General features: G+C 64.2%; 24 protein-coding genes. 5 read left to right on the forward strand and 19 right to left on the reverse strand.

The window, feature by feature from the left end; translation table 11 throughout:
- Positions 1 to 161 precede the first annotated feature (161 nt).
- From murU to GPT33_RS00390, 3 genes are all read left to right on the forward strand, one after another.
- Positions 162 to 896: an N-acetylmuramate alpha-1-phosphate uridylyltransferase MurU gene (murU, locus tag GPT33_RS00380; RefSeq protein ID WP_296804763.1), complete on the forward strand. Its 735-nt coding sequence runs from the start codon at positions 162 to 164 to the stop codon at positions 894 to 896.
- Positions 897 to 930: 34 nt separating this feature from the next.
- Positions 931 to 2,355 (forward strand): glutamate--cysteine ligase, encoded by a 1,425-nt coding sequence (locus GPT33_RS00385; protein ID WP_296804765.1) that lies wholly within the window; start codon positions 931 to 933, stop codon positions 2,353 to 2,355.
- A gap of 223 nt (positions 2,356 to 2,578) precedes the next feature.
- Positions 2,579 to 3,613 (forward strand): M14 family metallopeptidase, encoded by a 1,035-nt coding sequence (locus GPT33_RS00390; protein ID WP_296804767.1) that lies wholly within the window; start codon positions 2,579 to 2,581, stop codon positions 3,611 to 3,613.
- Between the two features lie 137 nt (positions 3,614 to 3,750).
- Here GPT33_RS00390 and lipA read toward each other — a convergent pair whose 3' ends face one another.
- The 18 genes from lipA to GPT33_RS00480 all read right to left on the reverse strand — a co-directional run bounded on the left by lipA (position 3,751) and on the right by GPT33_RS00480 (position 19,795).
- The gene (gene lipA, locus GPT33_RS00395) at positions 3,751 to 4,746 is read right to left on the reverse strand and encodes a lipoyl synthase (RefSeq protein WP_296804769.1); all 996 of its coding nucleotides are present in this window, start codon (positions 4,744 to 4,746) and stop codon (positions 3,751 to 3,753) included.
- 250 nt (positions 4,747 to 4,996) lie between these two features.
- The gene (gene idi / locus GPT33_RS00400; RefSeq protein WP_296804771.1) at positions 4,997 to 5,569 is read right to left on the reverse strand and encodes an isopentenyl-diphosphate Delta-isomerase; all 573 of its coding nucleotides are present in this window, start codon (positions 5,567 to 5,569) and stop codon (positions 4,997 to 4,999) included.
- Between the two features lie 48 nt (positions 5,570 to 5,617).
- Positions 5,618 to 6,919, reverse strand: coding sequence for a RuBisCO large subunit C-terminal-like domain-containing protein (locus GPT33_RS00405; protein ID WP_296804773.1), 1,302 nt, complete (start codon positions 6,917 to 6,919; stop codon positions 5,618 to 5,620).
- 3 nt (positions 6,920 to 6,922) lie between these two features.
- On the reverse strand, positions 6,923 to 7,351 hold the full coding sequence (locus GPT33_RS00410) for a secondary thiamine-phosphate synthase enzyme YjbQ (protein ID WP_296804775.1): 429 nt from the start codon (positions 7,349 to 7,351) through the stop codon (positions 6,923 to 6,925).
- Between the two features lie 80 nt (positions 7,352 to 7,431).
- On the reverse strand, positions 7,432 to 7,635 hold the full coding sequence (gene pufA, locus GPT33_RS00415; protein ID WP_296804777.1) for a light-harvesting antenna LH1, alpha subunit: 204 nt from the start codon (positions 7,633 to 7,635) through the stop codon (positions 7,432 to 7,434).
- Positions 7,636 to 7,722: 87 nt separating this feature from the next.
- Positions 7,723 to 7,866, reverse strand: coding sequence for a light-harvesting antenna LH1, beta subunit (gene pufB / locus GPT33_RS00420; protein WP_093033216.1), 144 nt, complete (start codon positions 7,864 to 7,866; stop codon positions 7,723 to 7,725).
- A 146-nt stretch (positions 7,867 to 8,012) separates the two neighbouring features.
- Positions 8,013 to 8,219 carry a light-harvesting antenna LH1, alpha subunit gene (gene pufA, locus GPT33_RS00425; protein WP_296804780.1) on the reverse strand — a complete coding sequence of 69 codons (207 nt, stop codon included), beginning with the start codon at positions 8,217 to 8,219 and terminating at the stop codon, positions 8,013 to 8,015.
- A 200-nt stretch (positions 8,220 to 8,419) separates the two neighbouring features.
- On the reverse strand, positions 8,420 to 9,502 hold the full coding sequence (gene pufC / locus GPT33_RS00430) for a photosynthetic reaction center cytochrome PufC (protein WP_296804781.1): 1,083 nt from the start codon (positions 9,500 to 9,502) through the stop codon (positions 8,420 to 8,422).
- Positions 9,499 to 10,470 carry a photosynthetic reaction center subunit M gene (gene pufM, locus GPT33_RS00435; protein WP_296804783.1) on the reverse strand — a complete coding sequence of 324 codons (972 nt, stop codon included), beginning with the start codon at positions 10,468 to 10,470 and terminating at the stop codon, positions 9,499 to 9,501. The genes pufC and pufM overlap by 4 nt, the downstream gene beginning before the upstream one ends.
- 16 nt (positions 10,471 to 10,486) lie before the next feature.
- On the reverse strand, positions 10,487 to 11,323 hold the full coding sequence (pufL, locus tag GPT33_RS00440; protein ID WP_296804785.1) for a photosynthetic reaction center subunit L: 837 nt from the start codon (positions 11,321 to 11,323) through the stop codon (positions 10,487 to 10,489).
- Positions 11,324 to 11,438: 115 nt separating this feature from the next.
- A complete protein-coding gene (gene pufA / locus GPT33_RS00445; protein WP_296804787.1) occupies positions 11,439 to 11,651 on the reverse strand; it encodes a light-harvesting antenna LH1, alpha subunit in 213 nt (70 codons plus the stop codon).
- A gap of 80 nt (positions 11,652 to 11,731) precedes the next feature.
- Entirely contained in the window at positions 11,732 to 11,875 is a 144-nt protein-coding gene (gene pufB / locus GPT33_RS00450; protein WP_093033233.1) for a light-harvesting antenna LH1, beta subunit, read from the reverse strand.
- 705 nt (positions 11,876 to 12,580) lie between these two features.
- Complete coding sequence (gene bchZ, locus GPT33_RS00455; protein ID WP_296804789.1) at positions 12,581 to 14,020, reverse strand: chlorophyllide a reductase subunit Z; 1,440 nt, start codon at positions 14,018 to 14,020, stop codon at positions 12,581 to 12,583.
- Between the two features lie 25 nt (positions 14,021 to 14,045).
- Complete coding sequence (bchY, locus tag GPT33_RS00460) at positions 14,046 to 15,539, reverse strand: chlorophyllide a reductase subunit Y (protein ID WP_296804791.1); 1,494 nt, start codon at positions 15,537 to 15,539, stop codon at positions 14,046 to 14,048.
- A complete protein-coding gene (locus tag GPT33_RS00465; protein ID WP_296804812.1) occupies positions 15,532 to 16,455 on the reverse strand; it encodes a chlorophyllide a reductase iron protein subunit X in 924 nt (307 codons plus the stop codon). The genes bchY and GPT33_RS00465 overlap by 8 nt, the downstream gene beginning before the upstream one ends.
- 71 nt (positions 16,456 to 16,526) lie before the next feature.
- Positions 16,527 to 17,480: a chlorophyll synthesis pathway protein BchC gene (gene bchC / locus GPT33_RS00470; protein WP_296804793.1), complete on the reverse strand. Its 954-nt coding sequence runs from the start codon at positions 17,478 to 17,480 to the stop codon at positions 16,527 to 16,529.
- A 108-nt stretch (positions 17,481 to 17,588) separates the two neighbouring features.
- Positions 17,589 to 18,704 (reverse strand): methyltransferase, encoded by a 1,116-nt coding sequence (locus GPT33_RS00475; RefSeq protein ID WP_296804795.1) that lies wholly within the window; start codon positions 18,702 to 18,704, stop codon positions 17,589 to 17,591.
- A 224-nt stretch (positions 18,705 to 18,928) separates the two neighbouring features.
- On the reverse strand, positions 18,929 to 19,795 hold the full coding sequence (locus tag GPT33_RS00480; RefSeq protein WP_296804797.1) for a polyprenyl synthetase family protein: 867 nt from the start codon (positions 19,793 to 19,795) through the stop codon (positions 18,929 to 18,931).
- A gap of 118 nt (positions 19,796 to 19,913) precedes the next feature.
- Here GPT33_RS00480 and crtD point away from each other — a divergent pair, with 118 nt between their 5' ends.
- Positions 19,914 to 21,410 carry a 1-hydroxycarotenoid 3,4-desaturase CrtD gene (gene crtD, locus GPT33_RS00485; RefSeq protein WP_296804806.1) on the forward strand — a complete coding sequence of 499 codons (1,497 nt, stop codon included), beginning with the start codon at positions 19,914 to 19,916 and terminating at the stop codon, positions 21,408 to 21,410.
- A gap of 41 nt (positions 21,411 to 21,451) precedes the next feature.
- The gene (locus GPT33_RS00490; protein ID WP_296804808.1) at positions 21,452 to 22,324 is read left to right on the forward strand and encodes a carotenoid 1,2-hydratase; all 873 of its coding nucleotides are present in this window, start codon (positions 21,452 to 21,454) and stop codon (positions 22,322 to 22,324) included.
- Positions 22,325 to 22,605: 281 nt separating this feature from the next.
- On the opposite strand, the gene GPT33_RS00495 is transcribed toward GPT33_RS00490, so the two are convergent.
- The coding region (locus GPT33_RS00495) for an AMP-binding protein (RefSeq protein ID WP_296804810.1) at positions 22,606 to 23,844 on the reverse strand (1,239 nt) is incomplete at its 5' end.

Raw genomic sequence — 23,844 nt, forward strand, 5'->3', positions numbered from 1 at the left:
GGCACGAAAAGGCTACCACGGCGACGACGGGCATCCAAACCGGCCGCGCGCTGCATTCGAGCCGCAGGATCCCGATCGAGCCAACGCGGATCGGAGCCGACGACCCTGGCAACGCCGGCTGGTGTATCGTGGGACACCCCCACTAGAGTCTACCCGCTCTCATGAAGGCGATGATCCTCGCCGCCGGCCGCGGCAATCGAATGCGCCCCTTGACCGATCGGGTCCCCAAGCCCCTGCTCGAGGCCGGCGGTCGCCCGTTGATTCAATATCATCTGGAGCGTCTGGCGGCGGCCGACATCCGGGACATCGTGATCAACCACGCCCATCTCGGCGAGCAGATCGAGGCGACGCTGGGTGACGGCAGTCGATTCGGGGTCCGCATCCGCTATTCCCCCGAGCAAACGGCCTTGGAGACCGGCGGCGGCATCTTCAAAGCCCTGCCGCTGCTTGGACCTGACCCCTTCCTCGTGATCAACGGCGACGTCTGGTCCGATATCGATCCGATCGGCCTGCACCTCGCCGGAACCGACCTTGCCCACCTGGTGCTGGTCGACAACCCCCCCCATCACCCGAGCGGCGATTTCATCTTGAGGGGCGGCCGGGTCCAAGCCGAGGCCGGCCGAATCGATGGCAGCCGAATCGAGGGCTTCAGGCGTCTGACCTTCAGCGGGGTCGGTGTCTACAGCCCGAGCCTGTTCGCGGATTGCCGCCCGGGGGCCTTTGCGCTTGCACCACTGCTTCGAGACGCAATGGCGCAGGGCCGGGTTGGCGGAGAACATCACCGCGGACACTGGCTGGATATCGGCACTCCCGAGCGGCTCGCCGAGCTGGATCGACTCCTGCAGGAGGGATCGCACCCCGCGACGCCTATCGAGCGGCCCGAGTTCCGACCATAATGGAGCCTAAGTCAACCGTGACGGGGGACAAGGGATGGGCCAGGAGATTGCGGAGGCGCATTTCACCGAGCAGGACTTCGTCGAGTTTGCCGACAGGCTGCGCGAGGAAACGGCGCTCTTGGAGCAGTGGCTCGCCTCCGATCGGTTCGAGGTCTCCGAGCCGACCGCGGGATTTGAGCTGGAAGCTTGGCTCGTGGATCCCCGGCTGGATCCGGCACCCGAGGTCGAGTCGCTCCTCGCGCGTCTGAACGACCCCTTGGTCGTCGCGGAGCTCGCGACCTTCAACGCGGAGATCAACGGCTCGCCGATGCCGCTGACGGGTGACTGTCTGTCTCGACTCGCGACCGAGCTGACCGCGACGCTTCAACGCTGCGACCGCGTCGCGCAAACGCTGGGGACCCGCCTTTTGACGATCGGCATCCTACCGACCGTGCGCCCCCAACATCTGAGCCTCGGTGCAATGACACCGCGCCAGCGTTACCGCGCGCTGAACGACCAGATCTTCGCCCTGCGCCACGACCGCCCCTTGACGCTCGAGATCGCAGGTCGCGACCGTCTCGCTTTGGAGTGGCACGATGTCATGTTGGAGGCCGCCGCAACCTCGTTTCAGATCCACCTCAAGGTGACCCCGGGGGAAGCGGCGCGCGTCTACAACGCCTCGAAGATCATCAGCGGGCCTATGGTCGCCATCACGGCCAACTCCCCCTACCTCTTCGGACACGACCTTTGGGACGAGACCCGGATCCCGCTCTTCGAGCAGGCGGTCTCCCCGGGCGGCCCCATCCTGCAGGAACGCGTGAGCTTCGGCTTCCGGTATGCCGAGCGCTCGATCATGGAGACCTTTCGCGCGAACCTGGACCGCTATCCGGTGCTGCTCCCCCACCTAATGGATGCGGAGCCGCAGGCGCTGGCCCATCTGCGTCTTCACAATGGTACCATTTGGCGGTGGAACCGCCCGCTGCTCGGATTCGATGCAGCAGGGCGACCGCATCTGCGCATCGAGCATCGCGTCGTTCCAGCTGGCCCGACGGTGTCGGACATGCTGGCGAATGCGGCCTTGTATCTCGGCGCCGTGCGCGATCTAGCCGGTCAACCCGAGCCGCCGGAATCGCGGATCCCCTTCCTGCAGACCCGCGCGGCCTTTTATACCTGCGCGCGCGAAGGGCTCGATGCCGAGATTCAGTGGCGCGACGGCGCCATCCTGCCGGTCGCCCGCATCCTCGGGGAGGATCTCTTGCCGGGGGCACGGCGCGGGCTGCTGGCTGCAGGCATCGACCCGCCGGAGATCGCGCATTGGCTCGGCATCATCGAGCGCCGGCTCGAAACGGGCCGAACCGGTGCCCGTTGGCAACGCGCCTGGGTTGAACGTCATGGCCCCGACATGGCCGGACTGACCGCCGCCTACCTGGAACAACAAGGCACGGGTCGGCCGGTACACGAGTGGACCTTGCTCGGCTGATCGGATCGGATCGGATCGGATCGGGTCGAACCCCGGCTCACTCGTATCGACCACGACAGGCTCGACTGGATACCTAAACCGCGTCTCACCGGGGTCGAGGACATCTCCGAAGCCAAACGCAAAATGAAAACGACGCATCTCGCTCCGGACGCGGTTTAGAACCGTTCCCTTGCGACGTTTCAACATAGGCTCAACCAACTTCCGAAGCGACGACCAAGACGCCATGCTCCAAGAGTTCGATCACCTTCCGGAAGGCATCCTCGACGCCGAAAGCCATGAGCTGGATCGGCTGCTCGGCGCGCCGACCTTGATCCATCTGCCCGGTGCCCGCGAGCCCGCACTCTTTGTGTCGGTGCTCATGCACGGCAACGAGACGGTCGGGTGGGAGGCGATCCGCGCTTTGCTGCGCGACCGGCTCGAACGTTTCGGCGAGTTGCGATTGCCGCGTGCATTGAGCCTCTTCATCGGCAACGTCAGCGCGGCGGCATCCGGGGTGCGCCGTCTGCCCGGACAACCGGACTACAATCGTGTTTGGCCAGGCACCGATCGGGCGCACACGCCCGAGCACGATCTTATGGCGGAGGTCGTGCGCATCATGGCCGGGCGCGGGCTGTTCGCCAGCCTGGACCTGCACAACAACACGGGCTCAAATCCGCACTACGCCTGCGTAAATCGGATCGACAACCGGTTTCTGAACCTCGCCAATCTGTTCGGGCGCATCGTCGTCTATTTCACCCGACCGACCGGGGTGCAATCGCTCGCGATGGCACAGTTGTGCCCGTCCGTGACGGTAGAATGCGGCAAGGTCGGAGAGCAGCAGGGGATCGAGCACGCCCGCGACTTCATCGAGGCCGCGCTGCATCTCGCACGCATCTCGCCCCATCCGGTGGCGTCGCAGGATATCGATCTCTTCCACACGGTTGCCCAAGTGAAGATCCGAGAGGATGTAGGGTTCGGATTCTCTCCGCAAGAGGCCGACCTTCAGCTCAATCCGGCCTTGGAGCACCTCAACTTCTGCGAGTTGCCACGAGGCATGGCCTTCGGGCGCATCGCTCCGGGCTCGGGGATCGGTCTGGACGTGCGCGACGAGCACGGCCGGGATGTCGGCGAGCGTTATTTTCATATCGAGGATCACGAGCTACGGCTGCGCCAGCCCGTCATGCCCTCAATGCTGACGACCAATCAGGTCATCATCCGCCAGGATTGTCTCTGTTATTTGATGGAGCGCTACAGCGACCATCTACCGACCGAAGACTAAGGCGATTTCCAGAAACGTTCATAGCCGTAGTTGTCCCGACGATATAGGACGCACCACGTGCGCCGACGGTTGGTTGTGCCTCGCACGGCTCGGCACAACCCTCGGCTCTCGACGCCGTGATGCCGGGCCGCGTTATGTCAAACCTCTGCGGCCGTCGCGCCGTCGAGAATCTCGCTCGCCTGACGATCGGCATGGTAGGAGGAGCGCACCATCGGCGCGCTCGCGACGTTGGAGAACCCGATCGACTCGGCGAAAAGCCTGAGTTCTTCGAACTCGTCCGGGGTCCAATAGCGCTGCACGGGCAGGTGGTCGCGGCTCGGCTGGAGATACTGGCCCAGGGTCAGCATGTCGCAACCGTGTGTGCGCAGATCCCGCAGGGTCTCGCCGACCTCATCGCGTGTCTCCCCGAGCCCCAGCATCAACCCTGATTTGGTCGGTACACCGGGGTGCGCTGCTTTGAAGGCGGCGAGCAGCCGCAATGAGCCTGCATAGTCCGCCCCGGGGCGCGCCTCCCGGTAAAGTCGCGGAACCGTCTCGAGATTATGGTTGAACACATCCGGTACGCCGGCGCCGCCGAACTGCTCGAGCGCGACCACCTCGCGCCCGCGGAAATCCGGTACCAAGACCTCGAGCTTGATTGAGGGACAGCGTTCGCGCACCGCGGCCAGACAGGCCGCAAAATGCGCGGCTCCGCCATCGCGAAGGTCGTCTCGATCAACCGATGTGATCACCACATAGCGCAGACCCATGGCCGCGATCGACTCGGCCAGATGCCGCGGCTCGTCCGGATCGACAGGCTGCGGACGCCCGTGTGCCACGTCGCAGAAGGGGCAGCGCCGCGTGCAGATGTTGCCGAGGATCATGAAGGTCGCGGTGCCGTGATTAAAGCACTCCCCCAGGTTCGGGCACATCGCCTCCTCGCAGACGGTCGATAGATTGCCCTTGCGGAGGAGGCTCTTGATACGGCTGACTCCCGCTCCCAACGGCGCTTTGGCACGAATCCATGTCGGTTTGCGCAGGATCTCGGTCGCAGGCTCGACCTTGACCGGGATGCGCGAAACCTTTTCGTGTCCGCGCTGATGGGTTTCGGGCGTTGTCCGCGAAGGGGCGTCAAGCTGTGGCTCAAAAGGCATAGCGAATATCGGGCAAGGTTGGAGTGATCAATCGGCGCGGCGCGCACGCCGGGCGGGCGGAGCGGCTGCAGGGTGTGCGCGAATCGGTTTCGTCATTCGCGCATCCGCGCCAAGCAAAACCGGCCCGGACGCTCACCGCACGCCGTTTGAGGAGGGTTGGGTCGCGCTCGGGCGATCACCAGCCCGAGCGTGGGCAAGGCCGCTCTACGAGCGGAATTCGCATTCCGCGAACGAACCCTTCGGGGCTAAATCATCGTGGAAACAGGCGATTCATCAGCAGTCCGAACCAGGGAGTAAACCACTCGGGGCGACGCGCGAGAGCGCGATGGATGGCCGGAACGGACATCCATCTCCAGGCCCCGATTTCGGAGGGATCGGGGCGCGGATCGCCGGCGTAAACGCCGAAGAAGACATGAAGATACTCGTGCTCGATCAAGCCCGAAGCCTGATCCTCGGCGCGATAGACGAGTTGGGTGCGCTCGGTGAGCGGCACGCGGATTCCGAATTCTTCCTTCAAGCGTCGGCCGGCAGCCTGGGTCGTCGGCTCATCCGGCCGGGGATGCCCGCAACAGGTGTTGGACCAACGCGTCGCGAAGTGATATTTGACATCGGCGCGTCGCTGCAGCAAGAGGCGATCGTGCGCGTCGAAGACCAGGATTGAGAACGCACGGTGTAGTTGACCGTCGCGATGCGCGTCGATCTTCCCGGCGCAGCCGAGGATCAGATCCCGATCATCGACCAGGACGACCTGCTCGCAGGCGTCGCGCTGCGATGCACGCTCCAAGGCGTCGGCTGCAAGCGGCGGTACGATTCGAGCACTCAAGCATGACCTCCAACGAAACGTCTCGGCACGACGTCGATGCAATGCGGCTCAGGCACTGCAACCGAAGGCGTCGATCGCGGCGCTCAGCTCCGCGTGATGAATAGCGTGATCCTCGATCGAGATTCCGGCGGAAATGGCCTCCCACGCCTGACGGATGCTTGCGGCACCGCCGCGGGGCCCCATCGGGTGGCCGAAGACACCGCGCCCCGGCACAAAGCCGAAATCGCGCGTCCCGAGCTCATCGTAGACCCGTTTGAGCGTCCCGGCCCAATCGCTTCCCCCGGGCACCGGCAGACTCGCGCGGAGATGACCCATCGGCTCCAGGCATGCGGCGGCGTTGCGACGGACCTCGGTATCCGACATGAACATTCGACCACCGAAGCCCGGCATGATGATGACGTCGAATCCGGCAAGGCGCTGCAACTTGGTCATCACCACCGAACCGATGCCGAACCGCTCCAAGCGACTCAGAGCGGCGATCATCGGGAAGTGCGCCACCAAGGGCACGCGCGATTGCCGAGCAAGCATTCGAACAGCACTCAATCCGACCGGCAAGGCGTTGACGAGCAGGGCGTTTGCGCCGTTATTGACCGCCACATCGTGCAGGTCGGTCAAGCGATCCACCTCGTCGGTGACGTTGGCCAGGTAGACTTTCGCGCTGCCCGTCTCCGCTTCCGCGCGCCGCCGCGCCGAGCCTAGGAGCGAGGATCGACGCTCAAGGCTACACCAATCGGTATCGCAAAGCATCTCGTCGTCCTTCGCGACGTCCAGCCCGCCCAACCACCCTTGGAGGCCGAGCTCCGCCATATCCTCCGGAGCCAAGCCGATATTGGGCTTGATGACCCCGAAGAAGATCGGACGATCGTAAACCCCGAGCAGGTCGCGGAAACCCTCGACTCCGTAGCGAGGACCATCGAACCGGCTCAGGTAGGCATCGGGAAAATGGATGTCGAGCAACTTCACGACCGGGGCGCCGGGCGAGAAGAAGGTGCCCTCGCCGCAGACCGCACTGAGCAGGTTCGGAATTCGGGGGCCGAAGTTGCGATGCGGATGGGCGATGCGGACGCGACAGGCGTGAATCTTACCCTCGCCCGGCGCCTTCAACCCGTAGCTGAAATCCGGGAGTGTCGCGTCGACGGCGAGGTGGACGACCTTCGCACCGAACTCGCCGCGAAGATCTTCGCCCGAGCCGACACGGCGCCACTGGGCGGTCGACTGCTCCGAGCAGAAGTGTGCAGCTGCAATGCGCGGGTCTCCACGGCACTCCATGTAGTAGTCGAGACGCAGATAGGCGTCGGGATCCAGGGTATCCGCATCCGCAAAAAACCCTTCGAGATCGGCTGCCGTCATCCGCTATTGCTCTCCGCTGATCTGCATCAGAAGCTGGCGCTCGTCGCGCGGGCCATCCAATTCGATGAAAAAGATCGATTGCCATCCGCCGAGGAGCAGACGTCCGTCGGCAACCGGGATGGTCTGCGATGCGGTCATCAGGAGCCCGAGCAGGTGGGAATGTGCGTTCAGGCGACCGTCGATCGGATTGCGGTTGTGTCGAAAATCCGTATCGGCCGGAACGAGTCGGTGGAGGAAATCGAGCATGTCGCGCTGCAACATCTGCTCTTTTTCGTTCAAACACACAAATGCGGTCGTGTGGGGTGAGAATAGGGTCACCTGGCCCTGAACGATACCGCTGTTTTGGACGGCTGTTCGAACAGTTTCCGTGACATCGATGATCTCGATCGGCGCGGCCGTACGCAGGATGATCGTTTCGCAGGGGAAAAACATGCGTTGAGCTTCGACGCTGCGATCACGGGCGGGGCCGGCGTTGCACGCCGCCCGCCCGAGATCGCAACTTGCGGCCTGATCTAACGGCCGGCTGGCAGGGGAGCCATCTGTGCGGCAGGCGTCACAGCGGCAGCCTTACCGGAGGCGGGCACGCCGTCGGACAGCCAGTTGAAGTCGGCCGTGCTGAGCAGGATGAAATGAATCAACAGCCCGAGCACCATCAAGAAACCGAACAAAGCAACGAGCGTTCTGCGCGGATCGAAGATCTGCCAAATTTTGTGCATGAGTTTATCTCCTAAAGACGTAACGCGGGACGGTGCAGATCGCTGCGCTCCTCCCGTCGGAATCCATCGCGAGTCTACTGCGCTCGACTACAGCCAGGGGCGCCAGAGCCAGGCGAGGATATGGGCGACGATAACGACGCCGAAAAATCCGGTCATGCTCTGCACGAAGATGCCGTGAAACTCCTTCGCCTCTTCTTCGGTCAGACCGGTCATGCTTTTTGCTTCAGCCATGGAATTACCCTCACTTGTCATGTTTTGGCCAGTTGGCCGTTACCGCGATCTTCCCCGCGGCGGGGACCACAGTGGAGTACGCGTGTCCTATCGAACCTTGTAGGGTCATCACCTCGGACACGTGCACCGGACTACGCGCCTTCCGACTAACGACCAGCCGGCAGCGGAGCCATCTGAGAGGAAGGCGTCACGACTGCGGCCTGTCCCTCGTAGCCGGGAACGCCGTCGCCCAGCCAATTGAAGTCGGCCGTGCTGAGCAGGATGAAGTGAATCAACAGCCCGAGCACCATCAGGAAAGCGAACAAAGCAACCAGCGTTCTGCGCGGATCGAAGATCTGCCAAATTTTATGCATCTGTGTACTCCAGTGACTATCAGAAGGGTGCTGCTGTATCAGCAAACGCCCGGTGGGCCTTCAATCGTTGCCCCGCAGCCCGATCAGAGCCAAGGAAGGGCACGGCCTGCTGAACCATCTCACCCGACATGCGCCGGACCGGAATCCGGCGCTGCCTTTGGCCTCCTTGCCTTACCGGCCAACCGAGCCGGCCGACCTGCTTACAACTGCTTCGGCTGGGCCGCCGGCGCTGGCTCTGCCGCGGGCTCGACCGGAGCCGCTTCCTCGGGCGCCGCAATCAGGGTCGGACCTGCAAGTGCAGGGTAGTCCTTGAGCATCTGTGCACCGTAAAGCGGCTTATAGGCGCCCTGATGGCAGGTCGCGCAGCTCACACGGTAGGGATCGCCCAGCGGTCCTTTGCGCGTCTCGGGCAATACCTCGTTCAACGGCCAGATGTATTCCTGGTTGATCTCACGCACATGCCGGATCGCGTACCAGGCGGTGGTGCGCTGCGGGGTGCTTTGATCCCAGGCGAAGAAGGACCGGCTGTTGTGGCAGAAGGTGCAGTTGACGCCGAGCGAGTCGGAGATCTGCATCATCAAACCATAGGTCCACTCCGCTTGCTTCGTCGAAGCCAAGTTGCCGCTCGGCAGGGCCGAGTCGCCGATTACCCGGATCTCGTTGGCCTGATCCAAGAACGGCGTGAATGGATCGAACGGCAACGACGCATAGGCAACCGTCGATGAAGCAATGTTCTGCCCCGTCGGCGACACGCCGGACGGCAGATTCGGGCCCGGGTCGGTCGTCCAGACGTACTCCGGCACCGGTTTGCCGCGATGACAGGTATAGCAGGTGACACCCGTAGCCGCGACATGATCCTTCCAAGCGGAGTTCGCTTGTTGCGTCATCTCGAACATCTTGCGCGATACGACCTTCGTATAGATGTCGTCAGACGCCCAGTTGCCGGGAACATGGCAATAGTTGCATCCCTGCTCCGGAGAGACCCAAGTCGTTACGGCCACCATCAGACGGGTGAAATCCGCAACGGTAAGATCGCTCAGGACCTGGACATTCTCATAGACCTCGGAGACCTTCGGTCCTCCCGGCGGTGCCGCCGGAATCACCTCGGGAGGCTGGTTCGCCTTATAGCTGCGAGCCAGATCACCGGGGTTCTGGACGTGCTCCATTGCCAGACCACGATAACCCAATTGCACGGTCTCGGGAGGCGGAGCCTCACAGCCGGCAACAAAGACCGAAGCGACAACCGCAGCCAGCGGGATCGACGTGTAATTAGCCATCTTCATTGCGAAACCCCCTGCAACAGCGTCGGATCCGTCGCGCCATCAAGCGGGTAGACGGGAGCGACACCATGCTTCACGGCCCACAGGTACCAGTTGTCGACCACCGTGCCGGTCAGGAGAATCCCGATGCCGGCGGTGATGACGGTCAAGACCGCGAACCACCAAGCCCAGCGATGGATCGATTCCATCGTGGCATTGAAGCCCATCGTCCAGCGCCAGAAAAGAGCTGCGCGCTCCGCTGCCGTGCCGCGATCCGTGATCTGGTCGATCTCACGATCGCCACCGAACCGGCTGACGGCAAGGATGGTCGCGCCATGCATGGCAAACAGCAGGGCCGAGCCGTAAAGGAAGGCAATCGAGAGCATGTGGAACGGGTTGTAATAAAGGTTCCCGTACCGAATCGAGAAGGCTGCCGTCCAGTCAAGGTGAGGGAAGATACCGAACGGCACTGCCTCCGCCCAACTGCCCATCAAGACCGGGCGAATGAAACCGAGGCTCAGATAGAAGAAGATCGCTGCTGCGAACGCCCACGAAAGCCACTGACTCAAACCCAGATCCGCTGCCCGCTTGTAGGTCCGGACCCACCAAAGAATGATGGAAGTGGTCAGGAAGAACCCTGCGATCAACCACCAGCCGCCGTCACCCAAAGGAGGGATACTGAGACCGTAGGACGGTGGTGGCGGCTCAAGCGCCAACCAGAAGAAGTTCTTCAGGAACTCCATCGGGCTCCAATTCACGGAAGCCGCCATGTTGAAGCCGATGATCTCGATGGCGATGAAGCCGAAGAGCAAGGATGCAACACCGGTGAATCCGAGATAGATGGGGCCGATCTGGGCATCACCGAGCTTTCCTGCCCAGTAGGAGAAGATCGGCTTGCCGATACGCGGCAGATTGCCTTTCGGCATGGGCGTTCCGGGGTAAGCCGGAGAGCGCACCTGCACGCTTGTAAAAATGTTCTGATATTCAGCCATTGTTGTCTCCTAGACCCTACCAGAGCGGAAGCTCAAGCCACCAGTTCCACCATTCCGGCCAGCCGCGCGTCCAGAAGGGTCCGCTGATCACGATACAGACGGCGCTCCAGAAGACTGCGCTCAGAGCCAGGAACAAACCCAGGCGATGGATACCAAGTGCGCCGATGGAGTAGCCGATCAGATCCCGGAAGAAGGTGTTCTCATGCTCGCCGGTCTTGACCGGTTCGCCCTTCTTGGGATTGGTCACCGACAGGATCAGAGAGCCGTGCATCGCCAGCGCTAGACATGTGGTGAAGAAGAAAGTGATCGCGAGCATATGGGCCGGGTTGTAATGGAAGTGCAGGTATTGGTAACCCACATTCGAAACCCAGTCTAAGTGGCTCATGATTCCGTACGGGAATCCATGACCCCACGCGCCCATCAAGATGGGACGAATCACCACGAGCGTCACAAAAGCGCCGATCGCGAAACTGAAAGCGAAGGGAACGTGGAAACCGATTCCCAGCTTGCGGGAAATCTCGACCTGCCTCAGCGCCCAGGAGACGAATGCCCCGATCGCGCAGATGGTAATGAACTGCCACAGACCGCCCTGATCGATCGGGGCCATTCCAAGCCCGTAACTGAGATCCGGGGGAGCGATGCTGATCTGCCAGAGATTGAATGTCTGCAGCTCAGGCGTCGGACCGAGGGTGGCGCCCCAGACGATCAAGAGCGTACCTAACAATGCGAAGAAGAACGCCGAGACTCCGAAGAAGCCGACATAGAACGGCCCCACCCAGAAGTCGAATAGGTCTCCCCCTATCAGCGTCCCGCCACGGACGCGGTATTTTTTCTCAAAACTGAGCATGGCCATCGTAAAATCCTCTGCTGGGGAGGCATCCGATTCGGCTGCCTCCTCTTAGCACTGTCGGCGGTAGGTGGGGCCTGGCCAATGGGTCCAGCCTCCCCTGCCACCCCCGTAAAGGACGCTATTGCCTTTGCGGCACAACGGGCGTCACTTGCATCTGACTGACTGCGGACTTGGCGGGCACACCGTCTTCGAGCCAGTTGAAATCTGCGGTGCTGAGCAGAATCATATGAATGGCGAGGCCAAGGATGATCAGGAACGCAAACAGAGCGACCAGGATGCGACGCGGATCCATGATCAGCCAGATTTTCCACAAGCTTTCGGTTGAGAACATATTCATTTCTCCTAGAATCAGGACGAGTTAGGTTGCCTTGCGACCGGCACCCTCGGGCGCCAGCGCCGAATGAGGTTTCGCTACAGCCAGGGGCGCCATAGCCATGCCAGGATGTGAGCAACGATCACGATCCCGAAGAACGTGGTCATGCTTTGCACGAAGATCCCGTGGAACTCTTTCGCTTCTTCTTCGGTCATGCCGGACATGCTGGTGTTTTCAGCCATTGATCGATCCTCCAGTAGGAGATGAACCTAAGTGACGCCGCACCGACCCCGTGCGGCGGGGGTTTCGTCGCGAACCTATGGTCCGCGACGGAGAAGCTGCTCGAAACTCCCGACCAGCCTCTCGACTCAATCGTCCCGAATGACGGGACGGGCAACTCATGTCCAACGGAGCAAACACTCCGCTCGACAGATTCGACCGGCCAGCGCGTGGCGAAAGACCTCGCCCGTGGACCTCGACCTCCGAAGGTACTTTCAGCGACGCCAGCGGCGGTGAGCTCGGAGCGTCGAATCGCAGATTGTTCAGGTCGGGTCTCACGGGTTCGGTACGGAAGCCTTGCAGGGTGGCTGGATTTAGGTGTCAGTCTAGCTTGACTGACGTAGATGTCAATCTACATTTACACCTCTTTTGCGGCGCAACTGCGCACGGACAATCAGCCGCGATCACTGCGGCCTCAGGTGAAGGGTTTTACTGGAGAATCAGCCGGAGAACAGCCGGAAGAACAGATGCGAAAGGTCTCGTGGCGAGCCTGTTGTCGAGCCGGCGGTACCCGCAGACTGGCAGAAAGAGAGTGTTTCACGGAGGGGCAAACGAGGTGTCGCCGGCCGACGCGGCGAGAGTTGGATCCGGGGTTGGCACCACCACGAACGTCCGGCGTCCGGTTTCGTGCGAACGCGGTGGCTTGCGCCTAACAGAAGGCGTGTCGATCAGACCAAGCGCTGGGCCTCGACGACGCGATCGAGACTCACCCGCTCATCCCCTGCATTGCGTGAGGCGCGCTCCGCGGCATCACGCAGGCGCTTGGCGGCCGAGATGCGCACCAGCAAGGGCTGGGAATCGACGATGCGATCGAATACCGCGAGGGCGTCCTCGTCCCAGGGCAACTCGCGATGGAGTCGGGCCGGAGTGGCATCGACCTTGTCGAGATCGGTTCCGAGCGGAATGATGTTGAAAAGCGCGTCGAAGAGGGCGTTGCACACCTCTTGGACGATGTAGGTCGCACCCGAATAGCCCATGAAAGGCGTTCCGGTGTGACGGCGGATCACGGTGCCCGGAAACGACGCCGGGATATAGGTCGCGCGGGCGCCGATCTCGGACAAATACATGCGCTCGTTGTAGCTGCCGAAGACGATCAGCGGCGTTTTTTTATGCACCGCCTCGCGCACGGCATCGTTGTCCGGCTTCACGCCGGCCTTGCGCGAGAAGGCGAAATTGCAGGGCAGACCCAGCTCGTCTTCGAGGAAATGGCGCAGGCCCCGCGCATAGGTGTCGGTGGCCACGACGCCGAAGCTGGCCGTGCCGAAGAAGTCCTGCGTCACCGACCGCCAGAGATCCCAGATGGGCTTGATGGTCGTGTGCTTTTCCTGCTCGATAAAGGGCTCGGGATCCAGCTCGAGCAGCTCGCCGAGGGTCCGTAGGAACTTGGTCGTACTGTGCAGCCCGATCGGGGCCTGGATAAAGGGCCGCTCGAGCGCCTCGCAGAGGCTGCGCCCGAACTCGCGGTACATGCAGATGTTGGCCTCTGCATTCACCAGCTCGGGGACCCGATCGAGATGACTGCCGAGCGGGAACACCTGATTGACCTTGGCCCCGATCCCTTCCACCAGACGCCTGATCTCGGCGAGATCCGACGGGGTGTTGAAGGTCCCGTACATGGGTCCGATGATGTTCACGCGCGGGGGCTCGCCCGGCTTGCGCGGCTTGGCCTTGGGCATCCCGCCCTTCTTCAGGCCGTACTGACTCCACAGCCAGTACATGGCGCGATTCGCACTCTGCCACTGATCCTCGTCGATGGTGCGCGGCAGGAAACGATGGATGTTGGTCCCTTCCGGGGTGACTCCGCCGCCGATCATCTCGGCAATCGAGCCGGTGACGACCACCGACGGGCGCTTGGGATCCAAGGTGGCGTAGGCGCGACGCATCGCCTCCTCGGTCCCCTTTTGGCCCAACTCCTCCTCGCCCAGACCGGTGACGACCACCGGCAGCTCGTGCGGCGGCAGCCCGTCCGTATAGTGCAAAACGGCGGTCACCGGGAGGTTCTCGCAGCCGACCGGCCCGTCGATGATGACCTGCAGGCCCTTGATGGCCGCGAAGACGTAGACGGAGCCCCAATAACCGCCGGCGCGGTCGAGGTCGTTGATCAACATGGGTAAAACGTCCTCGTGACCGAACTCATAGCGGCTTGACGACCGGGGATGGGGCGGGCACGGCGACCGACACGGGCGGCTGATCCCAAATCCCGCAGGTCTCTCCCGCGCCGACGCCCTCGAAGAAGCTGCGCATGGCGGTGAAGCGATGCCGATTGGCCAGCGCCGTATTGATGACCTGGGCCAAAGAACCGGCACCCGCGGGCCCCATCAGCGGACGGGCCGAGATGAGATTGGTGAAATAGAGCGCCGGGATGCTCATCTCCTTGGCCGCCTGCACGACCGGCGTGGTCCCGATCGCGAGATCCGGCTCCAGCGCCTTCACGGCCGCGATGTCCTGCTCCAGCGACGCACGGAACTGAACCGGCACCCCGCGCGACTCCAGCCAGGCCAGATCCGCTTCGGACCAGGCGGTGCGCCCGCAGGCGGTGCCGACATAGGGGACATCCGCGCCGGACTCGATCAGCAGACGCGCCACCAGCAGCTCGGAGCCCTCGTAACCGGAGACCGTCACCCGCCCCTTGATCGGACTGCCCGACAGGGCGCCGGCGATTGCCGGCAGGATCTTGTTCTTGGCCAGATCGACCTTGGCCCGGGCGATCCCGCAGGCCGCGCCGATCGCGTCGAGCCAGCTCGCGGTGCCTTCGCACCCGACCGGTGCCGAGCCGACAACGGGGCGACCCGCCAGGGCAAACTCGCGCGCGCTCGCGGTGTATTGAGGATGAATCGCCGCGGCGACCCGACAATCGAGCGCCCCGTACAGCTCGCGCCATTCGCGGGTCGGCACGACCGGACCGGGCGCCAGGCCCATGGGCTCGAGCATCATCCCGATGCCGACCGGATCGGCCGGGAACATCTCCCCGAGCAGGGTTACGGTCGGCCGCTCGCTGCGACCGCCGCGCGGCGCCTGCACCGGACCTTGCTCGGCCTCGGTGCGCGCATACTGAAGCATGGCACCGGCGAGCACGTCCTTCGCCTCGGCATGGGTCGGCACCCCGAATCCGGGCACGTCGATACCGAGGATGCGCACGCCGTTGAGCTCCTTGGGCAAGAGACGCAGGGGCACGCCCGAGGCGGTCGGCACGCAGAGGTTGATCACCACGACGGTATCGTAATGGTCCGGGTCGGCGAGCTTGAGCACCGCCTCGCGCACGTCCTCGAAGAGCGCGCCCGAGACCAGCGATTCCGAGTCGAAGGGCACATAGCCGACCGAGCGGCGCGCGCCGTAGAAATGGGAGGTGAAGGTCAGACCGTAGACACAACAGCCCGAGCCTGCGAGCACCATCGCCGTGCGCCGCATCCGCAGCCCGACCCGCAAGGCACCGAACGCCGGACACATCGTCTGGGGTTGATCGTGCGGGCCTTTCGGATAGTCCTCGGCGTAGCGCTTCAGCAGCTCGCGGTTTCCCGATGCGACCGCGGCGGCGTGCAAGGTCTCGGCACCGCCGTGACAGCCGCCCTCCCCCGCGTCGACCGAGCCATCACCGATCGGACCTTCACGCTCGGATGGCTCAGACATCGTCGTAGATCACCTCGAGCGAGGGTTTCTTGAAGGTCTCGGCACTGCACATGTCCTCGGGCCGTGCCGGCTCGAGCACCACATGCCGACCGACCACGTCGCCCGTGAAGAGCCCCAGGAGCCCGTCTTGATCGAGCGGCTTGGGATGGATCGGCGGGGCGAGCGCGACATTGGTCGCCAGCTCCTCGAACAGCGGACCCCAGCGATCGCCCGGTCGGCCGATGATCTCGTAGTTGGCGCTCATGCGGCGGATTTCGTCGTTTGCCGGGATGGTCGCCAGGATCGGGATCTCGACGGCCTTGGCAAAGGCTTGGGCCTCGCCGGTGCCGTCGTCCTTGTTGATCACCATGCCCGCCACGCCGACGTTGCCGCCGAGTCCGCGGAAATACTCGACCGCCGAGCAGACGTTGTTGGCGACATAGAGCGATTGCAGGTCGTTGGAGCCGACCACGATCACCTTCTGGCAAAGGTCACGCGCGATCGGCAGACCGAAGCCGCCGCAGACCACGTCGCCTAAGAAGTCGAGCAGGACGTAGTCGAAGTCCCACTCGTGGAAACCCATGCCTTCGAGCAGCTCGAAGCCGTGGATGATGCCGCGACCGCCGCAGCCCCGGCCCACGTCCGGACCGCCCAGCTCCATCGCGAAAACACCGTCGCGCTTGAAGCAGACGTCGCCGATGCTGACCTTGTCGCCGGCGCGTTTCTTCTCGCCCGAGGTCCCCAGGATGGTCGGACAGGCACGCCCGCCGAACAACAGGGTCGTGGTGTCGCTCTTGGGGTCGCAGCCGATCAACAGGACCTTCTTGCCCTGCTGCGCCATCATGTAGGAGAGGTTGGCGAGCGTGAAGCTCTTGCCGATGCCGCCCTTGCCGTAGATCGCGATGATCTGGGTCTCCTTGATGGAGGGCGTGGCGATCGAGGGTGCGCCGACCGGATCCTTGGTCGATTGGCGCGCGGGCACCAATGCGGGACTCTTGACGGATACACTCACGAGATCGATCTCCAATCCAGGATCATTTTCAGACAGTTGGGGTCACCGAACGCGGTGCGATAGGCCGCATCGGCACGGGTCGCGGGCTCGCGATGGGTGATGAGCCCGTCGAGTGAAAGGCGTCCCGAATCGACCAGCTGCTTGACCGCGACGATATCCGGCGGACGCCATTCGGCGGCGACCTGGATGCGCGTCTCGCGCATGAAGGCCGGCGGGAACGAGAAGGAGAGGGGTTGGCTGTAGAAACCGGCGAGGATGACCTCCCCGCCCGGCGCCATGCGTGCGATCAGGGTGTCGAGGATCCCCGAGTCGCCGCTGACGTCGCAGATGCGCCGATAGTCGGTGCGGTGGTCTTGATCCGGCGCGACGACCTGGTAGCCATGGCCCTCCGCGCCATGCGCGCGCTCCGGGTTCGTCTCCCAGACCGTCGGAAGAGCGCCCTCGGCCAAGGCCGCGATCCGCGCCACCAGTCGACCCAGCACGCCGTGGCCGATGATGAGGTCGACGGGGCCGGCGCTCAGGCCGCCGATCGCGTGATACGCCGTCGCCGCCAGCGCGAGCAGCACGGCATCCTCCCCGAGCGCATCGCTGACCGGCACGGCACGCTCGCCGGGAAGAATGATCCGCGAGGCCGCTCCGCCGAACAGACCGCGCGCCTCGTTGTAGCAGCGCGCTCCCGGCACGAAGACGCGCTGCCCGACCTCGAGACCCGCCCGATCGCCGGCCCAGGTCACGCGACCGACCGACTCGTAGCCGGGCACCAACGGATAGCCCATGCCGGGGAAGCTCGGCATGCGCCCGGACCAGAGCAGACGCTCGGTGCCCGTGCTGATTCCGCTCCATTCGATCGCGACCATGACATCCGCGTCGCCCGGCGGGGTGAGCGTGAGCGGTTTGAGCGCAAGGGATTCAGGCTGATCGAGAACGACGGCGAGGGTATCGAGGTTCAATGTTCGACCCTGGTGGTGACAGTGGCGGTGACAATCAAAGGCATTGGAGTTTAACCCAACTCACGAGCGTCCGGCAGAAGCTGCCGGACTTTTCCCATCGAATCGACCTCACGCCATCCGTGTCGCGGCCAACAAGCGCGTCAGGATCGGTCGGACGGTCGGAACCGAACGCACCGGATCGAAGACGTTGAGCCGCAGCATGTTTTCGATCTCCACCGGGGTGCGCGGCCGCCCGCTGCCCATGGCAAGGAGATAGAACCCGAAATAGGCATCGCCGATCGGCTCGGCGCCGGGCGTGCCGGACATCGGCTCGGCGACCAAGAGGGTGCCGCCTGTCGGCAGGACGCGCCGAGCAGCCTTGATGATCGCGAGCGCTTCTTCATCGTCGTGATCGTGCAGCACCCGCACGAGTGAGACGACATCCGCACCTTCCGGCAGCGGATCGCGCATCACGTCGCCGCCGACCGCTGTGGCCCGATCGGCGAGCCCTTCGCGCTGGAAGCGGGCTTTCGCGCGCTCGGCAACCGCGGGTAGATCGAACAGGATGACCTTCAGGTGCGGCCAACGCTTGGCCGCCGTTACCAAGAAGGTGCCGTCGCCGCCGCCGACGTCCAGGAGACACTTGTGGTCTTTCAGCGAGTAGGCATCGAGCACGTCTCCGGCGATCAGGGACTGACTGTCGGACATGAGCGCCGTGTAGCCGTCGATCGATTGCTCGTCCACGTTCGCCGCGTCGGTGTTGGCCGCGTAGGACCAATAGTTCGACAAGGCCGTGCGCTCGACCTCGCCGCGCAACAAGGCGACCGGATCGGCGAGATCCGAATAGACCATCGCGTGATGCTCGACCATGGCGGCGATCCCGGGGTTTCCGATCATGGCCGCGCCGAGCTCGCCCAAGGTGTAGCGCTTGTCCTCGCACACGGCGACCAGCCGCAGACTCACCGCGGCGCGCAGCAGGCGAATCGCACCTTCGGGCGGAAGCGCCATCCGCTTCGCCAGCGCGTCCGCGCTCTGCGGGCCCTCCGCGAGGATCTCGAACAACTTCAGGCGCACGCACGCGAACAAGATCTGCGAGTAAACGAACCCGGCGACGATGTCGAACAGCTCGCGCGCGCGTTTCTGTGCGATCGGGCGGGTCAAGGGGAAGGCCGAGGCCCAGCGCTGGAAAGCCGGGCTTGCCAGCAGACGGTTGCGTACACCCAACCAGGAATCGAAGATCGACACGTCAACAACCTCGACGAATTTAATGAAAAGGCTAAAGGCAAAACCGCGTCCAGAGCGGGATGTTTATTTTCGAGTGATCTCGAGGTTGGTGCTTCTACAACCCTTGGCGGGGAGGCGGTTTAAAATGAAATTTTTTTATCTTAAACCGCGCCAGCTCCGACAGTCGTCGGAGCTGGCGCGGCCAAGTCAATCCGACAAACTTCGCATATCTCAACGGGCGCGGCTTAAGCGCGATCGGCGAGGCCCTTCGGCATAATATGACGCGATTCGGACATCAGGACCTCGGCAAGCTGCGCCGAGCCCGGACAAGGAGGGATCGAATCGATGGCACCCTTGACCAGTCCACGAAGCAGCGCGACCGCACCGTCCACTCCGAGCTCGCCCGCGGCGCTCGGTCGATTCAGCACGGCATCACGCCCGACCGGCTTGCCGACCTCTTGCGCACTGGCGGCGACGTCGCGCAGATCGTCCGCAACCTGATAGGCTTCGCCGATCTTGTCGCCGACCACACGCCAGGCATCGGCATCGGCGCCGGCCACTTGAGCGCCGGCGGCGGTCGCGGCAGCAAAGAGCGCGCCTGTCTTCGCCCGGTGGTAGTCCGCGACCGAGACCTTGGGCTCGCACTCCCACGCCTGACCGGCAACGATGCCGGACGGCATTCCGACAGCTCGGCTGACGGTCATCAGGAGGGGCGCCAAACGCTCGGGGCTGTTGCCGAGGACGCGGGCCAGATTTTCGAAGGCAAGCACGATGAGAGCATCGCCGGCCAACACGGCCAGCGGCTCGCCGTAAGCCCGATGGACCGAGGGCAAACCCCGCCGCAACGGCGAGTCGTCGAAACAAGGCAGGTCGTCATGAACCAGGGAAGCGCAGTGCAGCAGTTCAATGGATGCGCCGGCCGCGTCCGCCGCCTCGACATCGCGGCTGCCGCACGCTGCAGCGACGGCTAAACAGAGCCTCGGACGCACGCGCGCTCCGCCCGGGAAGACGGCATGGCGGACCGCCTCGGCAAGCCTGGGCGGGCAGGCCGATGTCGTCACCGACTCCAAAGCCGCTGCCAATGCTTGCTCGATTCGCGTGGTTGGATCCATCGCCGCTCCCCCGGTCGCCGCCGATCTGTAAATATTAGTTGACACTCACAAGTGTCATGTACAATAGACACGGACGCCAACGGCGTCAAATGCAAATCGAAAGAGAGGCCATCATCGGATGCCCACAGAGAAAGTCATCGTCGTCGGCGCCGGTATCGGCGGACTCGTCACCGCGGTTCAGCTGGCCTCGCGCGGCCTGGAGGTGCGTGTCCTCGAACGGGCCGCCGCCCCCGGCGGAAAGATGCGGGAGGTCGCGGTCGGCGATCAACGCATCGACGCGGGACCGACGGTCTTTACGATGCGCTGGATCTTCGAAGAGATCTTTGCCGAGGCGGGCGCATCCCTGACCGACTATCTGACGCTTGAACCGTTCGAGATCTTAGCACGCCATGCTTGGAGCGAGCATGAGCGCTTCGACCTCTACGCCGACGAGGAGCGTACCATCGATGCGATCGGCGACTTCGCCGGTGCGGCCGAGGCGAAACGCTACCGCGGCTTCTGCGAGCACGCGCGCACCATCTTCGAGACGCTCGACGGACCCTTCATCCGGTCCTCGCGGCCGAACCCGATCAGTCTCGTCAGCCGCTGCGGGATCAGCGGTTTTCCGGGCCTGCGCCGCATCAAGCCGTTCGACAGCCTCTGGCAGTCCCTCGGAGAGCACTTCAAGGATCAGCGGCTGCGGCAACTCTTCGGGCGCTACTCGACCTATTGCGGCTCCTCGCCCTTCCTCGCGCCCGCAACCCTGATGCTGATCGCCCATGTGGAGCGCCAAGGCGTCTGGTCGGTCGAGGGAGGAATGCATCAGACCGCCGTAGCCTTGGCGCGGCTGGCCGAATCGCTCGGCGCGAGCATCACCTACGGCGCCGATGTGTCCGAGATCTTGGTCGAGCGCGGGCGCGCCCGCGGGGTTCGACTCGGCTCGGGCGAACGGCTCCAAGCCGACGCCGTCGTCTTCAACGGCGATGTCGCCGCGCTCGCCGACGGGCGCTTGGGGGCAGGCGTCGGACAGGCCGTGGCCAAGACCGCGCCGTCCGATCGCTCGCTCTCCGCCATCACCTGGAGCCTGGTCGCGCGCACCGAGGGCTTCCCGCTGTTGCGCCACAGCGTCTTCTTCTGTCGGGACTACCCCGCCGAGTTCGATGACATCTTCGAGCGCGGCCAGGTCCCGCGGGAGGGCACCGTGTATATCTGCGCCCAGGATCGCGGCGCCCACGACGACGCCGCACCGCAGGGACCCGAGCGTCTTCTCTGCCTCCTCAACGCCCCCGCAAAGGGCGATCGGCACCCATTCGACACCGCGGAGATCGAGCAATGCGAGCAGCGGGCATTCTCACTCCTGGAGCGCTGTGGGCTCCAGGTTCATCGGACACCCGAGAACAGCGTCGTGACGACGCCGGCCGCCTTCAACCAGCTCTTCCCGGCGACGGGCGGGGCCCTTTACGGCCAGGCGTCACACGGATGGAGGGCCTCCTTCACGCGTCCGCCGTCGCGCAGCAAGGTGCCGGGGCTCTATCTGGCGGGGGGGAGCGCGCATCCGGGAGCCGGGGTGCCGATGGCGGCCATGTCGGGACGCCTGGCGGCGACGACCCTGCTCGCGGACCTCGCTTCGACCTGAGGATCACGCCCGGCGGCTATCTGTGGTGGTATCTGGATGCATTGAGCGATGACGGCGACCATGGCCTGACCATCATCGCCATGCTCGGCAGCGTCTTCTCGCCCTACTACGCGTGGGCGCGGCGGCGCGGCAACCCGGACCCGCTCGATCATTGCGCGCTCAATGTGGCGCTGTACGGCAAAGCCGGTAAGCGCTGGACCATGACCGAGCGCGGGCGCAAGGCACTGCGCCAGGCCCCGGGCCGGCTCGATATCGGGCCGAGTCACCTGACCTGGGACGGCACGGCGCTGACCATCGAGGTCAACGAGATTACTGCGCCCATCCCCTCGCGCGTGCGCGGGCGGATCCGGGTGATCCCGGCCGCCGTGAACCCGCGCGAGTTCGCGCTCGATCCGGCAGGGCGTCATGTCTGGTGGCCGATCGCGCCCATCTCGCGCGTCGAGGTCGATCTGGAAAAACCGGCGTTGCGCTGGAGCGGACACGGCTATCTCGACTCCAATCGCGGAGAGGAGCCGCTCGAAGACGCCTTCCAGTGTTGGGACTGGTCTCGCGCCAATACGCCGTCGGGCACCACCATGCTCTACGACGTGACCGCGCGGCACGGGACCGGCGCCAGCCTCGCGCTGCGCTTCAATGCCTCGGGCGAGGTCGAGGAATTCGCGCCACCGCCGCGGGTTCGGCTGCCCACAACGGGGATCTGGCGCATCAAGCGCGGGACCCAGTGCGAGGCGGGACATCAGGCCCGCGTCGTCGAGACACTGGAAGACACGCCCTTCTACGCACGCTCGCTCGTCGAGACCCGCCTCTTGGACGAAACCGCAACCTGCGTGCACGAGAGCCTTTCGCTCGATCGCTTTGCCTCGCGCATTGTCCAGTTGATGCTGCCGTTTCGGATGCCCCGAGTCGGGGGCTGAGGCGACATCAAGGAACGATTCAAAATCAACATGAACGCGTCGGTTGGGCAAGCGCAGCGTGACCAACCCGCAGCGTCATCGCAGGGATCAGTTGGGCACGCTGCGCTTTGCCCAACCTACAGCTGATTGAACCCACACAAGGAACATCGAGGTGCGGTTTAACCAAGTTCCGGCAGTTGAACGGCCCTGGAGTGCGTCCCGCGTGGTGTCCGGCAAGGCGCGACGAGGCGTCTTAGTGGTTCTACGACAAGGAGTTGCAACGCTGTCGGGCGCCGGCCCGATCAGGATTCCAGTGCCAGCGCACGGATCGCAATCCGATCGTATTTGCCCGAATCCAGAAGCGGGATCCCTGCGACCCGTTTGAAGGCGCGGGGTCGCTCGGCACCCGAGAGGGAACGGTCGCACCAGCGCTGGAATGCCGGCTCGTCGAGATCGCCGCTGTAGACCACCACCAAGCGATGCCCCCAGACCGCGTCGTCGAGAGCGACGATGACAAGATCGGAGACGCCAGGGGCGGCGCGGAGCAGCCCATCCAAGCGGTTCAGCGAGATGTTGTTGCCGCCGATGACCAAGACGTCATCGGCCCGCCCGACGATGCAGAGCTCACCCTGCGTGTCGACGCTGCCCAAGTCGGAGGTTTCGAACCAGCCCTCGGCGAGCCCTTGACCCGCAAGGCGTCCGGGGTTGGCGTAACCGGCCATCACCATGGGTCCGCGGACCCGCAGTCGGCTCGGGCCTTCAAGCCCGTCGCGCCGATCGATCTCCACACCCGGGAGCAACGGACCCACGCAACCGTCGGCGGGGACGCGCTCCAGCGCATGCGCCGAGGTCGCGATCTGCGATGTGGTCTCGGTCATGCCGTAGGTGAGGAAGAGTGGCCATCCGGCGAGGCGTGCGCGCTCGGCCAGCACCGGACTCAGGGCTTGCCCACCCACCAGAACGACGCGTAGGGAAGGCGGCGGCGCGACGCCCGTCTCGAGCAGGCGGCCCAACATCGGCGGCACCAGAGAAATATGGGTCACCGCGCAGCGCCGCAGATCCTCGGCTACGGCCTGCGCATCGAATCCCTCATGCAGGACCAAGGTCGCCCCGGCGAGCGCCCAGCGATGGATGATCGCCAGACCGCCGATATGACTGAGACGCAGACAACACAGCCAGACATCATCGGTCCCGAAACCGAGGCGCCGATTCACGGCCGTAGCCGAGGCGAGGAGATTCTCGCGGGTCAACATCGCGACCTTGGGCCCACCGCTGCTGCCGCTGGTCTTCACGAGCAGGGCCAGCGCCGAAACCGAGGACCCGGGACTTGCAGATTGGGGCCCGGCCGCAAGCGGGATCAGGGTCGCGGACTCGGGACACCAACGCCACTCGGCCCCGGTCGATATGGCCAGTTCAAGGAGCTCACTCGATGCCAGACCGGTGCGATACGGCAGCAACGCCGCCCCGACCCGCACGAGGGCCAAACTCATCGACACCGGCTCGATCACGGGGGCATCCGGACAGAGAACGACCTGTCCGGG

The sequence above is a fragment of the Thiocapsa sp. genome, assembly GCF_011390875.1.
In the GTDB taxonomy this organism is placed as follows: Bacteria; Pseudomonadota; Gammaproteobacteria; order Chromatiales; family Chromatiaceae; genus Thiocapsa.

Coding starts and splice junctions, on each gene's coding strand:
- murU (WP_296804763.1), top strand. CDS start 162: ATGAAGGCGATGATCCTCGCCGCCGGCCGCGGCAATCGAATGCGCCCC.
- GPT33_RS00385 (WP_296804765.1), top strand. CDS start 931: ATGGGCCAGGAGATTGCGGAGGCGCATTTCACCGAGCAGGACTTCGTC.
- GPT33_RS00390 (WP_296804767.1), top strand. CDS start 2,579: ATGCTCCAAGAGTTCGATCACCTTCCGGAAGGCATCCTCGACGCCGAA.
- lipA (WP_296804769.1), bottom strand. CDS start 4,746: ATGCCTTTTGAGCCACAGCTTGACGCCCCTTCGCGGACAACGCCCGAA.
- GPT33_RS00405 (WP_296804773.1), bottom strand. CDS start 6,919: ATGACGGCAGCCGATCTCGAAGGGTTTTTTGCGGATGCGGATACCCTG.
- GPT33_RS00410 (WP_296804775.1), bottom strand. CDS start 7,351: ATGTTTTTCCCCTGCGAAACGATCATCCTGCGTACGGCCGCGCCGATC.
- pufA (WP_296804777.1), bottom strand. CDS start 7,635: ATGCACAAAATTTGGCAGATCTTCGATCCGCGCAGAACGCTCGTTGCT.
- pufB (WP_093033216.1), bottom strand. CDS start 7,866: ATGGCTGAAGCAAAAAGCATGACCGGTCTGACCGAAGAAGAGGCGAAG.
- pufA (WP_296804780.1), bottom strand. CDS start 8,219: ATGCATAAAATTTGGCAGATCTTCGATCCGCGCAGAACGCTGGTTGCT.
- pufC (WP_296804781.1), bottom strand. CDS start 9,502: ATGAAGATGGCTAATTACACGTCGATCCCGCTGGCTGCGGTTGTCGCT.
- pufM (WP_296804783.1), bottom strand. CDS start 10,470: ATGGCTGAATATCAGAACATTTTTACAAGCGTGCAGGTGCGCTCTCCG.
- pufL (WP_296804785.1), bottom strand. CDS start 11,323: ATGGCCATGCTCAGTTTTGAGAAAAAATACCGCGTCCGTGGCGGGACG.
- pufA (WP_296804787.1), bottom strand. CDS start 11,651: ATGTTCTCAACCGAAAGCTTGTGGAAAATCTGGCTGATCATGGATCCG.
- pufB (WP_093033233.1), bottom strand. CDS start 11,875: ATGGCTGAAAACACCAGCATGTCCGGCATGACCGAAGAAGAAGCGAAA.
- bchZ (WP_296804789.1), bottom strand. CDS start 14,020: ATGTTGATCAACGACCTCGACCGCGCCGGCGGTTATTGGGGCTCCGTC.
- bchY (WP_296804791.1), bottom strand. CDS start 15,539: ATGTCTGAGCCATCCGAGCGTGAAGGTCCGATCGGTGATGGCTCGGTC.
- GPT33_RS00480 (WP_296804797.1), bottom strand. CDS start 19,795: ATGGATCCAACCACGCGAATCGAGCAAGCATTGGCAGCGGCTTTGGAG.
- crtD (WP_296804806.1), top strand. CDS start 19,914: ATGCCCACAGAGAAAGTCATCGTCGTCGGCGCCGGTATCGGCGGACTC.